The following is a 14,952-nucleotide window of genomic DNA, read 5'->3' as shown; positions in this document are numbered from 1 at the left end:
CACCGCACGGCCCAGCTCTATTGCACGGCCCCGCATCGCACCGTCGCACAGCTACAGGAGGAGAGTCATGAAGGTCGTCGACCACCCCAACGCCAAGCTCATGGAAGCGGTCTACGCCGCGTTCACCGTGGGCGACGTGCAGAAGGCGGCCAGCTACTGGACCAAGGACTGCGTGCACTACTACCCGGGCACCAGCGAGCTGTCCGGCGCGCACGAGGGCATCGAGTCCGCGCTGGCCTTCGCCGGCCGGATGTTCGAGATCTGCCAGGGCCGGATCACGATGGAGATCCACGAGATCGGCGCGAGCGACTCGTTCGCCTTCGCCACCGTCTTCACCCGGTACGAGCGCGAGGGCAAGAGCCTCGAGATGCCCTTCGTCAACGTCGCGCGGATCCAGGACGGCCTGATCGCCGAGTTCTGGACCTACCCCGAGGACCAGTACGCCGTCGACCAGTTCTGGGCCTGACCGCCCCCCGACTATTGAGAGGTCGCATCATCATGGCAGGCATCATCAGCAGCTGGGGTGACAACACCAACGGCCAGCTCGGCGACGGCGGGACGGTCAACCGGACCACCGCGCAGGACATCAAGGGCCTGGAGAACGTGGTCAAGGTGGCGGCCGGCAGCGGCCACGCGCTGGCCCTGACCGGCGACGGCGAGCTCTGGGGCTTCGGCCGCAACGCCTTCGGCCAGCTCGGCGACGGCTCCACCGAGAACCAGGCCACCCCGGTTCGCACCGTCGGTCTGCCCGGCCGGGTCCGCTCGGTCGGCGCCGGCGGCGGCCACACCGCCGCCCTGCTGGAGGACGGCACCGTCTGGGCCTGGGGCGCCGGCTTCTTCTGCGCCCTCGGCGAGGCCAACTTCGGCGTGCAGCCGGTCCCGGTCCGGGTCGACGGCCTGGAGGACGTGGTCGAGCTGGCGGTCGGCGGCGCGCACAACCTCGCGCTCAAGGCCGACGGCACCGTCTGGTCCTGGGGCCGCGACGACCGCGGCCAGCTGGGCGACGGCCCCGGTTCGACCCGCGAGGGCCGGATCGTCCGCTCCTACATGACCGCCTCCTTCGACTGCCGGCCGCGCCCGGCCGTGATCGAGAACCTGGAGCCGGCCGTCAAGCTCAGCGCCGGTGGCGGCCACAGCATGGTCGTGCACGCCGACGGCACCGCCTCGGTCTGGGGCTTCAACGACCGCGGCCAGCTCGGCGACGGCACCACCGAGGACCGTGCCGCCCCGCAGAAGGTCGCGGGCCTGCGCTCGGTCACCCAGCTGGTCGGCGCCTACCACCACACGGTGGCGCTGCTGGCCGACGGCACCGTCTGGGCCTGGGGCCTCAACGACGGCGGCCAGCTCGGCGACGGCACCACCGCCGACCGCGCGGTGCCGGCCCCGGTACCGGGCCTGACCGGCGTCAAGGCCGTGTCCGCCAGCGGCGGCGGCACCGACGCGGCCCCCGGCAACGGCGGGCACGCGCTGGCGCTGCTGGCCGACGGCTCGGTGCAGGGCTGGGGCTGGAACAACTGGGGCCAGCTGGCCGCCGGCCAGGTCCAGATCGTCCCCACCCCGACCCGGATCGCGCTGACCGGACCGGCCGTGGGCGTCGCGGCCGGCGGTGAGATCCCGCCGACCAACAAGTTCATGGCCAACCCCGGCGGTGGCTTCGCCTTCGCCCTGCTGGGCTGAGTCCCGGCCGTGCGCAACCGCCGGGCGGCCCGGCCTTGACGGGCCGCCCGGCGCGGGGCCGTCCGGCCCGTCCACCCATGACCGCTGACCTCGGGCCGGGGGCGCCGTCCGCCCCCGCCCCGGTCCCCGCAGGGAGGCCTCACCCCATGACCGCCGTTCCCCAGACCGCCCCTGCTTCGGCCGGCGCGGTGTTCCTCTCCGAATTGATGTTCCCGTCCACCCCGCGCTGCCTGGCGCTGGCCGCCGAGTTCAAGCTCGCCGAGCTGCTGGCCGAGGGCCCGCTGCCGGTGGCCGAGCTCGCCGAGCGCGCCGGAGCGACCGCGAGCGCGCTGGCCAAGGTGCTCTCGCTGCTCACCGAGGACGGTGTCTTCGAGGAGGTCGAGCCCGGCGTCTTCGCCAACACCGGGCTCTCCGAGCTGCTCCGCCCGGGCGTGCCCGGTTCGATGGACGCGATGGCCCGGATGGTCGGCGCCGAGTGGCTCTGGGCCTCCTGGGGCGCGCTGGACCACAGCCTGGCCACCGGGAAGCCCGGTTTCGAGAAGGTGCACGGCACCGCGCTCTGGCCCTGGCTGCAGAAGAACCCGTCCGCCGCCGCGACCTTCAACCAGGCGATGACCGACTTCACCGACGCCCTCTCCGACGCCCTGGTGTCGGCGTACCCCGAGTTCGCCGAGGCCGGCGCGGTCTGCGACCTCGGTGGCGGGCAGGGTACCTACCTGGCGGCGATCCTGCACAAGTACGACGCCCTCGCCCGGGGCGTGCTGGCCGACCTGCCGAGCGTCATCGAGCAGGCCAGGACCCAGCCCGACGTCGCCAAGCTGGCCGAGCAGGGCCGGCTGGACTTCGAGCCGGTCGACTTCTTCGCCGGGGTCCCGGCCGGGATCGGCGCCTACGTCACCAAGCAGGTCTGGCACTCCTGGCCGGACGACGCGCTGGTCCGGCTGCTCCGCAAGTGCCGGGAGGCCTCGCCGGGCGCCCGCTTCGTCGCGGCGGAGCTGGTGCACCGCGAGGGCGTGCCGCGGTTCGTGAAGAACTTCGACCTGGTCATGCTGGTCACCATGAGCGGCGAGGTCCGCACCGAGGAGCAGTTCGCCGAGGTCTTCCGGCGCGGCGGCTACCGGCTCAACCGGGTGGTGTCCACCGGGACGGCCTTCTCGCTGCTGGAGGCCGTGCCGGACCCCGACCCGCTGGACTGACCGGACGTCCGGGGCCGCCCGGGGGGGAAATCCTCCGGGCGGCCCCGGGCGATTTCCGACGATGCTGCGAGCGGCATTGCGAGCGGCACCGCGAACGGTATTGCTAACGGTATTGCGAGAGGGCCCGGATCCGATTTCGGATCCGGGCCCGCGGTATTCCCTCCGGGTATTTCCCGGAGGGGTGGTGCCGATCAGTCGAACCGGAATTCCGACAGGCCGCCGCGGGACCGGTAGCCGAGCGAGCCGAACAGCGCCTGGACGCCGTCGTTGCCCTCGGCGGTGACCGCCATGCCGACCAGCCCCTCGGCCCGCACCTCGGTCGAGGACTCGGCGAGCAGCGCCCGGGCGTACCCGCCGCGCCGGGCGTCGGGCCGCGAGTAGATCGGGCCGTAGCGGACCACGCCCGCGACGGCGGCGGTCCGGCCGAGGATCGCGACGGGCTCGCCGTCGAGCTCCCAGGCCCGCAGCAGGCCGCCGGCGATCTGGCCCCGGACGGAGCGCGAGGCCATCTCCCGGCTGAGCCCGGCGCCGTGCGCGGCCTCCAGGCACCAGTCGGTGAACAGCTCCGCCTCCTCCTCGCGGGCGGCCCTGGACTGCCCGTCCGGGGTCGGCCGGCCGTCGGTGGTGACCGCTCCGTCCAGGCACAGCATCCGCTCGCGGCGGTCGGCCCTGGTCGGCCGGCCGGTGGCCTCGGACCAGGCCGCGGCGAAGGCGGCGGCCGCCGCGTCCGGCCCGATCACGCCGGGCAGGAGGTCGGGCCCGGCGCCCAGTTCGGCGCCGAGCGCGGCCGCGGCGGCCGCCGGCATCCCGCTCAGCACGACCAGGTGCGGCGCCGTGAACGCCGCGACGCCGACCACCGGCGCCGTGTCCGAGGCCGGGTCCTCGACCCGGCTCCAGGCTATCGGCGGGGCGGTCGGCGGGCGGAATTTGGCGCCGGCCAGCATGGTCAGCAGGATGGAATTCTCGACGGGGTTGCCGGCAATCCACCCACCGGTTTCCGAGATGAACTCTTCGGTGTTCCTCGTGGTTTTTACGAACATATCGAAAAAATAGCCCGAGGGTGGATTGCTGGCAATGGGACGAGTGGGAACGGGCCCCGGTGCGTCCGGTTCCGGTCAGTTCCCGGCGGGCCGCCCGGCGCCCGGCCCGCCCTGGCCCGGAGCACCCTGGCCGCCCTGTGCACCGGGACCGCCCTGGCCGCCGCCGGGCCGCCCCATCGTCCCGGCCGTGACGCCGGCCGTCATGCCGCCCTCCAGCCCGAACAGCGAGCCGGTGACGAAGCTGGCCGCGTCGCTGCTGAGGAAGACCACCGCGTTGGCGACCTCCTCCTCGGTCGCGATCCGCCCCAGGGCGGTGGCCGCGCCGGCCCGCTCCAGCGCGCCGGGCTGGCCGCCGACCCGCTGGCGGAAGTCCTCGGTGTCGACCGGGCCGGTGATCAGCGCGTTGACCCGGATGCCCGCCGGGCCGGCCTCCAGCGCGGTGGCCCGGGTCAGGCCGACCACACCGTGCTTGGCCGCGGTGTACGCGCCCAGGCCGAAGGCGGTGCCCTGGACGCCGGCGGTGGAGGCGTTGTTGATGATGCTGCCGCCGCCGCTCGCCCGCATGGCGGCGATCTCGTGCTTCAGCGAGTGGTAGGTGCCGACGAGGTTGACCGCGATCACGGCGGCGAAGGCGTCCGCCGGGACCCGGTCCAGCGGGCCGAACGCCCCGCCGCCGCCGGCGTTGTTGAAGGCGATGTCGAGGCGACCGTGTCGCTCGACCGTGGTACTCACCAGGCGGGCGACGTCATCCTCGACGGTGACGTCGGCGGCGACGAAGTCCGCCTGCCCGCCCTTCTCCCGGATCCGCTCCACCACGGCGTTGCCCAGCTCGGCACGGCGGCCGGAGACCACGACGTGCGCCCCGGCGGCGGCGAGCGCCAGTGCGGCGGCGGCCCCCATGCCCGAGGTAGAACCGGTCACGAGCGCGATCTTCCCCTGGAGTTGGCTCATCGTTAGCTGCCCTTCCGGGCGGCCGCGGCCGCCCTTGACGTTGGCTCTTGACGGCTAATTTTGATTGTATAGTCTATACGAATTCAAGCTCGGAGCAAGGTCTCCGAGTCGGCGGACGCCTCTCAAGGAGTACCCAATGAGCGCCCCGTACGCTGCACCCGCCCCGGAAGTGCCACGTAAAACCTTCTTGACGATCTTTGCTGCCCTGGTGCTTGCCATGTTCCTGGCAGCCCTGGACCAGACGATCGTGGCGACGGCCCTGCCGACCATCGCCGGTGACCTCGGCGGCGTGACCCACCTGGCCTGGGTCATCACCGCCTACATGCTGGCCGCCACCGCGGCCACGCCGCTCTGGGGCAAGCTGGGCGACCTCTACGGCCGCAAGCTGATGTTCCAGTCGGCGATCACCATCTTCCTGCTCGGCTCGGCGCTGTCCGGCCTCTCCGCCAACATCGGCCAGCTGATCGGCTTCCGTACTCTCCAGGGTCTGGGCGCCGGCGGTCTGATGGCGCTGGCCATGGCCCTGATCGCCGAGCTCGTCCCGCCCCGCGAGCGCGGCAAGTGGCAGGGCTACGCGCAGTCCTGCTTCGTGATCGCCGGTGTGGTCGGCCCGCTGATCGGCGGCGCCTTCGTCGACCACCTGTCCTGGCCGTGGATCTTCTACATCAACCTGCCGATCGGCGCGGTCGCGCTGGTGGTCGTCAGCTCGGTGCTGAAGCTGCCGGTCACCAAGCAGAAGAAGAAGCTCGACTACCTGGGTTCGGCGCTGCTCAGCTCCGCCATCGTCGCGATCCTGCTGGTCTCGGTCTGGGCCGGCGACCAGTACTCGTGGGGCTCGGTCCAGATCATCGGCCTGCTGGTGCTCGCCGCGGTGCTGCTGGTCGGCTTCGTCCTGCAGGAGAAGCGGGCCAGCGAGCCGGTCGTCCCGCTGGAGCTGTTCAAGGACCCGGTCATCCTGGTGGCCACCGTCGGCCTCTTCCTCGCCTCGATCTCGCTCTTCGTGGCGACCGTCTACACCCCGCTCTTCCTCCAGGTCGCCAACGGGGACACCGCCACCGAGTCCGGGCTGCTGCTGGTCCCGCTGATGATCGCGACCGTGGTCAGCCTGACGATCTCGGGCAAGGTCGTCGCGGCGACCGGCAAGTACAAGCTGTTCCCGATCGCGGGCCTGCTGATCATGGCGGTCGGCCTGTACCTGATGTCGACCCTCAAGGCGGACTCCTCCCAGGTGGCCGCCGGCGGCTTCCTCGCGGTGTTCGGTATCGGCTTCGGCCTGGTCACCCAGGTGCTCATCGCGGCGGTGCAGAACTCCGTCGAGATGCGCCAGCTGGGTGTGGCGACCGCCGCGGCGAACTTCTTCCGCTCGCTCGGTGGTGCCATGGGTGTGACCGTCTTCGGTGCCATCCTCAACGCCCAGCTGCGCGACCAGCTGCCGAAGAAGGTGCCGGCCGAGGCGCTGGCGCGGCTCGGCACGGACGGTCTGCTGACCTCGCCGGCCAAGGTCCGGGCGCAGGCGCCCGAGGTGCGCGACGGTGTGGCCTCGGCGCTGGCCGAGTCGCTGCACACGGTCTACCTGATCGGCATGGTCATCGCGCTGCTCGGCGCCCTGGTCGTGGTCTTCCTCCAGGAGCGTCCGATGCGGGCGCCGATGGGCGCGCCCGGCGGCAAGGGCCCCGGCGGCCAGGGCGGCCCCGGCGGTCCCGGCGGTCAGCACCAGGGCCAGGGCGGCCCCGGTGGCGGCCAGTGGCAGGGTCAGGGTGGCCAGGGCGGAGGCCAGGGCCAGGGCCAGGGCGCGCCTGCCGGCGGCCAGTGGCAGGGCCAGGGCGAGGGCGCCCCGGCCGGCAAGGGCCAGGGTGCCCCCGCGGCGGGCCAGGGCGGTCAGCCCGGGCACGCCGGTCCCGCGGGCGGACGGCCGGAGACCGCGGCCGGCTGACGGCCGCCGCTCCGCCCCGGTCGACCGACCGGTGTCCGCCCCGACAGCCCCTCCTCCCCCACCGTTACCCCCGGCGGTGGGGGAGGAGGCTTGTCCGGGGCCGGAACTGATCGCACGTCAACACCGGATACGGCTCGAAACGGACGCCGAAAGCCGTCGCGGAGTGAGTGTTCACCCGCTAGGCTGGACGGGCAGTCGGCACCCCGGCCGCGGTGGGGCGGGGTGTCTGGCACGGCCTTCCCCGCCGCACTCCGAGCGCCGGGAGTACCGGCGCGACCAGTCCACCAGGAAGCGGGTCGACTCCATGGCCGACATACCCAGCCGGCGGCGTGCACTCTCCCGGGACCTCCCGCCCGCCGCCGCCCCCGGCATACCCCCGGCGACCAGGATCGGTGTCATAGGTCTTGGCGTCATGGGCGGAGGCATGGCCTCCCGCCTGCTCGACCAGGGCCACCGGATCGTGGTCCACAACCGCACCCCCGAGCGCGCCGCCCCGTTCGCCGCCCGCGGCGCCGTGGTCGCGGCCACCCCGGCCGAACTGGCCGCGCAGGTGGACGTGGTGCTGCTCAGCCTGGCCTCCGAGGCCGCCGTCGAGGAGCAGCTGTTCGGCACCGGAGGGGTGCTGGAGACGCTGCCCGCCCACGGCATCGTGATGGACACCAGCACCGTCTCCCCGGACTTCGCCCGGTCGGTGGCCGAGCGCGTCGCCGGCCGCGGCCGCAGCGCCGTGGACGCCTGCATCATCGGCAACGGCCAGCACGCCAAGGACGGCGAACTGCGCTTCATGGTCGGCGGCTCCGCCGAGACCTTCGAGCGGCTGAGCGCCGTACTGGAGCCGCTCGCCAAGGAGATCCGCCACCTCGGCCCGAGCGGCCTCGGCGCCACCGCCAAGGTGATGCTCAACGTGCTGATGGGCGTCGAGATGCAGGTGCTCGCCGAGTCGGTGACGCTGGCCCAGCGGGCCGGCATCGACCGCGAGCTGGCCCTCTCGATGATCAGCGAGAGCGGCTTCAGCTCGCCCGTGATGAAGTACAAGGCCGGCGTGATGCGCCGCCGGGCCTACGGCGAGCCGCAGTTCCGGCTCGACCTGATGCGCAAGGACCTCCGGCTGGCCACCGCCGAGGCGGGCCGCCTGGGTGTCGCGACCCCGGTCTGCGACGCCACCCACGAGACCCTCGTCGCCGCCGCCGAGGCGGGCCTCGGCGAGCTCGACTGCGCCGCCGTGCTCTCCCACGCGGAGGTCACCGCCGGGCTTCCCGGCACCCCGGACCGTACGTGAACCACTCGCCCTCACCGAGGAGTTGATCCACGTGTCCCAGCCAAGACGGCCCCGGGCGGCCGGTTTCGGCACCGCCCTGGTCGCCCTGTTGACCGCCCTCGTGCTGCTCGCCGCCACCAATGGCGCGGGCGCCGAGGACACCGAGTCCCGCCCCCGCCCCCCGGCCAACTGGAGCGGCTGGCAGTTCGACCAGGCCGGCAGCCGGTTCAACGGCCAGGAGAGCCGGATCACCCCGGCCACCGTCGGCGGCCTCGGCCTCAAGTGGGCCTTCGGCCACGAGAAGGTCCAGGGCGTCTACCTCGGCAGCCAGCCCGCCGTGGTGGACGGCACCCTCTACGTCGGCGGTGCCGAGGGCACCTTCCACGCCATGGACGCGAAGACCGGCGCGGCGCGCTGGACCTTCGACGTCGCCCCGGTGGCCGGCGCCCACTCGGCCACCAACCCGGACCCGGTCCGCAGCAGCCCGGCCGTCGAGGGCAACACCGTCTACTTCGGTGACAACCGCGGCTACCTGTACGCGCTCGACCGCCGCACCGGCGCCCTGCGCTGGTCGCTGAAGCTCGACACCCACCCGCTGGCCCAGATCACCAGCTCGCCGCTGGTCTACAACGGCCAGGTCTACGTGGGTGTGTCCAGCAAGGAGTCGGGTGCCACCTTCGACCTGACCTACCCCTGCTGCACCTTCCGCGGCTCGGTGGTCGCCGTCAACGCGTACACCGGACAGCTGAGCTGGCGGCACTGGACCACCCCGCAGCCGCAGCAGGTCGGCACCTGGCCCAACGGCGCGGCCCGCTACGAGCCCTCCGGCGTCGCCGTGTGGAGCTCCCCGGTGGTCGACCGGGAGACCGGCACCATCTACGTCGGCACCGGCCAGAACTACACCGGCGCGGCCGGCGACACCGACTCGGTGCTCGCCCTGGACGCCCGCAACGGCAACGTGCGCTGGCGCTCCCAGGAGGTCTTCCCGGACACCTTCACCGTCGCCTGCGGCATCGCCGGGGCCGACGCCTACTGCCCGAGCAAGGCCAACGGCACCGACCACGACTGGGACTTCGGCGCCAGCGCCAACGTCTTCAGCATCGGCAACCGCCGGGTGATCGGCATCGGCCAGAAGAACGGCATCTACCACGTCTACGACGCGCTGACCGGCGCCAAGGTCTGGGACCGCGCGGTGGTCGCCGACCCCAACACCAAGGGCGGCAGCTCCGGCATCCAGTGGGGCACCAGCTACGACGGCACCCGGCTCTACGTCGCCACCTGGTTCGCCAACCCGGGCACCCTGTACGCGCTCGACCCGGCGACCGGGGCGATCCTCTGGCAGACCGAGAGCCCGGCCGACGGCTGCCAGTGGGGCGGCGCGGCCGCCAACCCCGAGCTGTGCCAGCGGGCCTTCACCCCCGCGGTGACCGCCACCCGCGGCCTGGTCTACGAGGGCGGCGCCGACGGCAAGATGCGCGTCTTCTCGGCCACCACCGGCGCGGTGCTCTGGCAGTACGACGTGGTCCGCGACTTCACCACCGTCAACGGTGTGCCGGGGCACGGCACGGCGCTCTCCGGTGGCGGCGGCGCGGTGGTCGCGGACGGCATGCTCTACGTCCAGGCCGCGTACTACCCGCAGTACCCGAGCAATGCGGGCGGCGTTCTGCTCGCCTTTTCCCTACCGTAGGACCCGTCGGCGTAGCGAAGGTCAACTCACGGCCGGCGGCAACCAGTTGCCGCCGGCCCCGGCAAGGAGGAAATTATGGAGATCGTCGTGGTGGGAGCGGCCGGTCGGACCGGACGGCTGCTCGTCGAGAAGGCCCTGGAGAACAAGCACAGCGTCACCGCGCTGCTGCGCGACCCGGCCAAGCTGCCGCTCGAGCACGAGCGGCTGAGCAAGGTCCGCGCGGACGTGTTCGACGTGGAGTCGCTGACCGGCCCGCTGGCCGGCAAGGACGCCGTGGTGATCGCGCTGGGGGTGACCACCCGCACCACGACCACGGTGTTCTCCGAGGGCGCGCGCAACGTCATCGCCGCCGCCCGGGCGGGCGGGGTGCGCCGACTGGTCACCATGTCCTCGGCGGGCCTGGAGACCAAGCACCTGCCGGCGATGCAGCGCTTCGTCGCCGAGTTCGTGGTGGACCGGGTCTACCGGAACATCCACCTGGACCTGGCCCGGATGGAGGACGAGGTCGAGGCCAGCCCGCTGGACTGGACGATCGTCCGGGTTCCGATGCTGACCGACGGTCCGGCCACCCCCAACTACCAGGCGGTGGTGGGCGGCCACATCGCGAAGGCGTCGCGCATCGCGCGGGCGAACGTCGCGGACTACATCGTCACCCATCTGGATGACACGGCCACCTACGGCCGGCGCGTCGAGGTGGCCAACTGATGACCCCCGGCGGGGGCCGGCCCGCCCGCGGCACGTCCGCGGCGCGGGCCGGCCACCGGCCGGCCGCCCGCCGCCGGGGCCGACCGGGCCTGACCGGGTCCGACCGGGCCGACCGGGCCTGACTGATCCGACCGAGGCCGTCCGAGGCCGACCAAGGCCGATCGAGGGGGAAACGCACCGTGAACATCGTCGTCTTCGGCGCGACCGGTGGCACCGGCCGCCACTTCCTGGAGCTGGCCGCCGAGGCCGGGCACTCCACCGTCGCCTTCGCCCGCGACCCGCTGGCCCTGGCCGACGCCCGCCCCAGCACCATCCGGCAGGGCGACGTCCTCGACCCGGACGCGGTGGCCCGCGCCGTCGAGGGCGCGGACGCGGTGGTCTCCGCGCTCGGCATCGGCTACAGCCGGGCCGCCACCACCGTCTACTCGGCCGGCACCGACCACATCCTCAAGGCCATGCGCGCCACCGGCGTCTCCCGGGTCGTGTGCGTCTCCACCACCAGCATGAGCCCGGTGCCCTGGCGCGCCGCCCCGTTCCAACGGGCCCTCACCTCCTGGGTGCTGCACCCGATGCTCCGCCGGCCGTACGCCGACATGGCGCGAATGGAGCGGTTCCTGCTGGAGGACACCGAGCTGGACTGGACGCTGGTCCGGGCCGCCCGGCTCACCGGCGGCCGGGCCCGGGGCCGCTACCGCACGGCGGTCGGCCGCCGGCTGCCCGGGGCCTGGTCGATATCCCGCGCCGACCTCGCGCACTACCTGCTCGCCGCGCTCCAGGAGCCGGCCGCGCGGCGCGAGGTCGTGGAGATCGCCTACTGACCGCCCGCCCGCCGCCGGTCCGTAGCCCACCCGCGGCCCGTGCGCAGCCCGTCCGGCGCCCGTTCGCCGAACGATCCCGGCCGTCGGCCGCCCGCGCGCCGCGCCGCCCGTACTCAACGAGCGGTACGGCCGGCTACTCCCGCCGTGCGATGCCCCGCCCACCCCGGCCGGGCAGAGTAGGGGGTGATCCCGTGGATCACCCAAGCCGTGGGCCGGCGGCCGTACACCATCCACCCGGTGGCCGCCGGCCCGTGGCCCGCGTCGCCCCTCGCCCTCCGGAGCACAAGCCGATGCCCACACCTCCTGGTCCGCCCGCCGCCGACACCCCCGAGGCCCCGACGGCCCCCGCCGGGACCCCGGCCGGCCGCGCCGACCGCGCCGCCGACCGGCCGGAGCCCCCGGCCGGCCTCGCCGGGCGCCTGCGCCTGCCCAAGCACGCCCGCCGGGTCTGGTTGACCGTGCACGTCGCCTGCTCGGTCGGCTGGCTCGGCCTGACCGCCGGTGTGCTCGCCCTCGGCATCGCCGGCCGCTTCTCCGACAACCCGGACACCGTGCGCGCCGCCTACCTGGCGCAGGAGATCTTCGCCGACTGGCTGCTGATCCCGATCAGCCTGCTCTCGCTGCTCTCCGGCGTGCTGCTGTCCCTCGGCACCACCTGGGGCCTGCTGCGCTACCGCTGGGTCGCCACCAAGTTCTGGCTCACCCTGGCCGCCACCCTGGCCTCGATCTTCGCCCTGCGCGCCTTCATCCACGACGCGGCCGGCCAGGTCGCGGCCGGCACCGTCCCGCCGGACGGCCGCTCGCCGCACGTGCTGGTGATCGCGCCCTCGGTGGCCCTGACCATCTACCTGACCGCCACCGTGCTCTCCGTGGTCAAGCCCTGGGGCATGACCAAGCGGGGGAAGCGGCTGGCCGCCGAGGCCCGCGCCGCGCGCATCGACCGGGCCGCGGGCGCGGCGCCGGGGCGGTGACCGTTACCCGTTCATGAGCACCGACCACGTGAGCACAGGCCACGATCCCTATCCCGGACCGCCGTGGACCAGACCCTCCTGGACCAGGCTCTCCGCCCTCCTGGTGGCCCTGGTCCAGGTGGTCGGCTCCACCGCCGCCGCCCGCCAGCAGACCGACCGGGCCGCGCTCGACGCGGTCGGCTACGCGCTGCTGCTGCTCGGGCCCGCCCTGCTGCTCCTGCGCGACCGCTTCCCCGGCCCGGTGGTGGCCGGCGTCACCGCCGTCACCGTCGGCTACCTGCTGGCCGGCTACCCGTACGGCCCGGTGTTCTTCAGCCTCGCCGTCGCCGTGTACGGCGCGCTCGCCCGCGGCCGCCGCCGGTGGGCCTGGATCTCGCTCGGCGGCGGCTACCTGATCCACCTGGCCAGCTCCCACCTGCTGCCGAACGACTGGCAGCGCGCCCCCGGACCCGGCCCCAGCTGGTGGCAGGAGGCCGGGGCGGCGGCCTGGCTGCTGCTGATCCTGGCCGGCGCCGAGATCATGCGCTCGCGCGGCGAGCAGCTCGCCGCCCGCCGGCTGGCCCGGCGCCAGGCCGAGGAGAACCGCGCCGCCGAGGAGCGGCTGCGGATGGCCCGCGAACTCCACGACATCCTGGCCCACTCCATCTCGGTGATCCACCTCCAGGCCGGGGTGGCCCTGGAGCTCATCGACGAGCACCCGGACCAGGTGCGGGCCGCGCTGACCGTCATCAAGGCGACCAGCAAGGAGGCGCTCGGCGAGGTCCGCCAGGTGCTCGGCACCCTGCGCGGCCCGGACGGCCAGGCCCCGCGCACCCCCGCCCCGGGCCTCGCCCGGCTGCCCGAACTCGTGACCCAGGCCGGCCACGCCGGGCTCACCGTCACCGTCGACACGGTCGGGACCGCCCGGCCGCTGCCCGCCCAGGTGGAGCTGGCCGCGTTCCGGATCGTCCAGGAGGCGCTGACCAACGTCATCCGCCATTCGGCCGCGCGGAGCGCCACCGTTCTGATGGACTGGTCCTCCCCGGCGGGGCTGCTGCTCCGGGTGGACGATCCGGGCCCGGCCGCCGGCGGTGACGGCGGCGGCTCCGGCAACGGCCTGGTCGGCATGCGCGAGCGGGCCGCGGCCTTCTCCGGCGAGCTGACCACCGGTCCGCACGGTGGCGGCTTCCGGGTCCGGGCCTGGCTGCCCGACCCCGCGGGGGCGGGCACGGCGAGCGAGGGGAAGCGGACGGGATGATCCGAGTACTGCTGGCGGACGACCAGGTCCTGGTCCGGGCGGGGTTCCGGGCCCTGCTCGACGCCCAGCCCGACATCGAGGTGGTCGGCGAGGCGGACGACGGCGGGGCGGCCGTCCGGCTGGTGGAGGAGCTGCGGCCGGACGTCGTGCTGATGGACATCCGGATGCCCGGCACCGACGGCCTGGAGGCCACCCGGCTGATCTGCTCCCGGCCCGAGCTCTCCGCCGTCCGGGTGGTGGTGCTGACCACCTTCGAGATGGACGAGTACATCTTCGAGGCGCTGCGGCTGGGCGCGGCCGGCTTCCTCGCCAAGGACACCGAACCGGCCGACCTGCTGCGCGCCGTCCGGGTCGCCGCGGTCGGCGACTCCCTGCTCTCCCCGGGCGTGACCCGTCGGGTGATCGACGAGTTCGCCAGCCGCTCCCGGGAGCCCTCCGCCGGCGGGCAGCTGCTGGACGCGCTCACCGACCGGGAGCGCGAGGTGCTCACCCTGGTCGGCATGGGCCTGAGCAACGACGACATCGCCCGCCGCCTGGTGGTCAGCCCGCTCACCGCGAAGACCCACGTCAGCCGCGCCATGGTGAAGCTCGGCGTCCGCGACCGCGCCCAGCTGGTCGTCCTCGCCTACGAGTCCGGCCTGGTCCGCCCCGGCTGGCTCTAGGGCCCGTCTTCAAACCCGCGCCTGCGGGGCGACGCCGGGGCACGCACCTCGACGGCTTCTCGTCGGTCGCCGATGCTCCGCATGGACTCCCTCCTCGGCACCGCCGATGCACGCACCCCAACGCCGCCCCGCCCGCCCTCCGGGCGGACGGCGGGGGTTTGAAGACGGGCCCTAGAGGCAGGTCTGCGCCGGCCGGCCGCAGCGGCGGCCACCCGGGAGCAGTGCGGTCCCCGGGGCGTACTCCCGGTGTCGTACCCGCGGTGCCGCTCCCCGGAGGACGCGGCGGACCCCCCTTCGGCGAGAAGCTCGTGGTGGCCTCGGAGACCGTCCGGGGCCGGCGCGGCCCCCGTCCCAACGTGCGGGGCACACCGAGGAGTTGACCGACATGCAGAGCACCGCACTGCTCGCCGACGCTTACTGCCGGGAGGGTTGGGGTCCCTGGAACGGGGGCGGCCCCGGTCCGTGGTTCCTGCTCTTCCCGCTGTTCTGGCTGATCGTCCTGGTCACCGTGTTCACCGTCTTCCGCCGCCGCGGCTTCGGCCGGCGCGGGCCGTGGGGCCCGCCGTGGGCCGGCGGCCAGTGGGGCGGCCCCTGGGGCGGCGGCCCGGGCTGGCGCGGCGGTCCGTGGGGCGGCGGCGGCACCGAGGCCCCGCTGGCGAGCCTGGCCCGCCGGTACGCCGACGGTGAGCTGACCGAGGAGGAGTACCGCACCCGTAGGGACACCCTGCTGGAGCACTTCCAGGGCCCGGACGACACCAAGCCGGGTCAGGGCGGTACCAAGTGACCACCATCCCGGTCCTCGAACTGGTCGAAACCG

Annotated in this window: 14 protein-coding genes; 12 read left to right on the top strand and 2 right to left on the bottom strand. The window is 73.9% G+C overall.

Going from position 1 to position 14,952, the window contains the following annotated elements; all coding sequences use genetic code 11:
• The first annotated feature begins 67 nt into the window (after nt 1-67).
• The 3 genes from IF01_RS0129285 (at nt 68) to IF01_RS0129275 (ending at nt 2,873) form a co-directional block, all read left to right on the top strand.
• Nucleotides 68-466, top strand: coding sequence for a nuclear transport factor 2 family protein (locus IF01_RS0129285; protein WP_030301365.1), 399 nt, complete (start codon nt 68-70; stop codon nt 464-466).
• A gap of 32 nt (nt 467-498) precedes the next feature.
• Nucleotides 499-1,677: an RCC1 domain-containing protein gene (locus IF01_RS0129280; RefSeq protein ID WP_030396585.1), complete on the top strand. Its 1,179-nt coding sequence runs from the start codon at nt 499-501 to the stop codon at nt 1,675-1,677.
• 146 nt (nt 1,678-1,823) lie between these two features.
• A complete protein-coding gene (locus tag IF01_RS0129275; RefSeq protein WP_030396584.1) occupies nt 1,824-2,873 on the top strand; it encodes an ArsR family transcriptional regulator in 1,050 nt (349 codons plus the stop codon).
• A gap of 191 nt (nt 2,874-3,064) precedes the next feature.
• Here IF01_RS0129275 and IF01_RS0129270 read toward each other — a convergent pair whose 3' ends face one another.
• The gene (locus IF01_RS0129270; RefSeq protein WP_051756464.1) at nt 3,065-3,817 is read right to left on the bottom strand and encodes a GNAT family N-acetyltransferase; all 753 of its coding nucleotides are present in this window, start codon (nt 3,815-3,817) and stop codon (nt 3,065-3,067) included.
• 171 nt (nt 3,818-3,988) lie between these two features.
• Nucleotides 3,989-4,864, bottom strand: coding sequence for an SDR family NAD(P)-dependent oxidoreductase (locus IF01_RS0129265; RefSeq protein WP_078880409.1), 876 nt, complete (start codon nt 4,862-4,864; stop codon nt 3,989-3,991).
• 187 nt (nt 4,865-5,051) lie between these two features.
• On the opposite strand from IF01_RS0129265, the gene IF01_RS0129260 reads away from it, so the two are divergent.
• The 9 genes from IF01_RS0129260 to IF01_RS0129210 all read left to right on the top strand — a co-directional run bounded on the left by IF01_RS0129260 (nt 5,052) and on the right by IF01_RS0129210 (nt 14,919).
• Nucleotides 5,052-6,797, top strand: coding sequence for an MDR family MFS transporter (locus tag IF01_RS0129260; RefSeq protein WP_244215666.1), 1,746 nt, complete (start codon nt 5,052-5,054; stop codon nt 6,795-6,797).
• A gap of 370 nt (nt 6,798-7,167) precedes the next feature.
• Nucleotides 7,168-8,076 carry an NAD(P)-dependent oxidoreductase gene (locus IF01_RS0129255; RefSeq protein WP_051742875.1) on the top strand — a complete coding sequence of 303 codons (909 nt, stop codon included), beginning with the start codon at nt 7,168-7,170 and terminating at the stop codon, nt 8,074-8,076.
• Between the two features lie 31 nt (nt 8,077-8,107).
• Nucleotides 8,108-9,742: an outer membrane protein assembly factor BamB family protein gene (locus tag IF01_RS0129250; RefSeq protein ID WP_233290498.1), complete on the top strand. Its 1,635-nt coding sequence runs from the start codon at nt 8,108-8,110 to the stop codon at nt 9,740-9,742.
• A 75-nt stretch (nt 9,743-9,817) separates the two neighbouring features.
• Nucleotides 9,818-10,447 carry an NAD(P)-dependent oxidoreductase gene (locus tag IF01_RS0129245; protein WP_030396578.1) on the top strand — a complete coding sequence of 210 codons (630 nt, stop codon included), beginning with the start codon at nt 9,818-9,820 and terminating at the stop codon, nt 10,445-10,447.
• A 179-nt stretch (nt 10,448-10,626) separates the two neighbouring features.
• Nucleotides 10,627-11,265: an NAD(P)-dependent oxidoreductase gene (locus tag IF01_RS0129235; protein ID WP_030396577.1), complete on the top strand. Its 639-nt coding sequence runs from the start codon at nt 10,627-10,629 to the stop codon at nt 11,263-11,265.
• Nucleotides 11,266-11,555: 290 nt separating this feature from the next.
• The gene (locus IF01_RS0129225; protein WP_244215665.1) at nt 11,556-12,236 is read left to right on the top strand and encodes a DUF2269 domain-containing protein; all 681 of its coding nucleotides are present in this window, start codon (nt 11,556-11,558) and stop codon (nt 12,234-12,236) included.
• Between the two features lie 13 nt (nt 12,237-12,249).
• On the top strand, nt 12,250-13,473 hold the full coding sequence (locus IF01_RS0129220; protein ID WP_078880407.1) for a sensor histidine kinase: 1,224 nt from the start codon (nt 12,250-12,252) through the stop codon (nt 13,471-13,473).
• Nucleotides 13,470-14,135: a response regulator transcription factor gene (locus IF01_RS0129215; RefSeq protein WP_030396574.1), complete on the top strand. Its 666-nt coding sequence runs from the start codon at nt 13,470-13,472 to the stop codon at nt 14,133-14,135. Before IF01_RS0129220 ends, IF01_RS0129215 begins: the two co-directional genes overlap by 4 nt.
• Before the next feature lie 385 nt (nt 14,136-14,520).
• A complete protein-coding gene (locus IF01_RS0129210) occupies nt 14,521-14,919 on the top strand; it encodes an SHOCT domain-containing protein (protein WP_051742857.1) in 399 nt (132 codons plus the stop codon).
• Nucleotides 14,920-14,952 lie beyond the last annotated feature (33 nt).

Source organism: Kitasatospora purpeofusca (assembly GCF_000718025.1).
Classification (GTDB): domain Bacteria; phylum Actinomycetota; class Actinomycetes; order Streptomycetales; family Streptomycetaceae; genus Kitasatospora; species Kitasatospora purpeofusca.
This window is presented reverse-complemented; position numbering and strand designations above follow the sequence as displayed.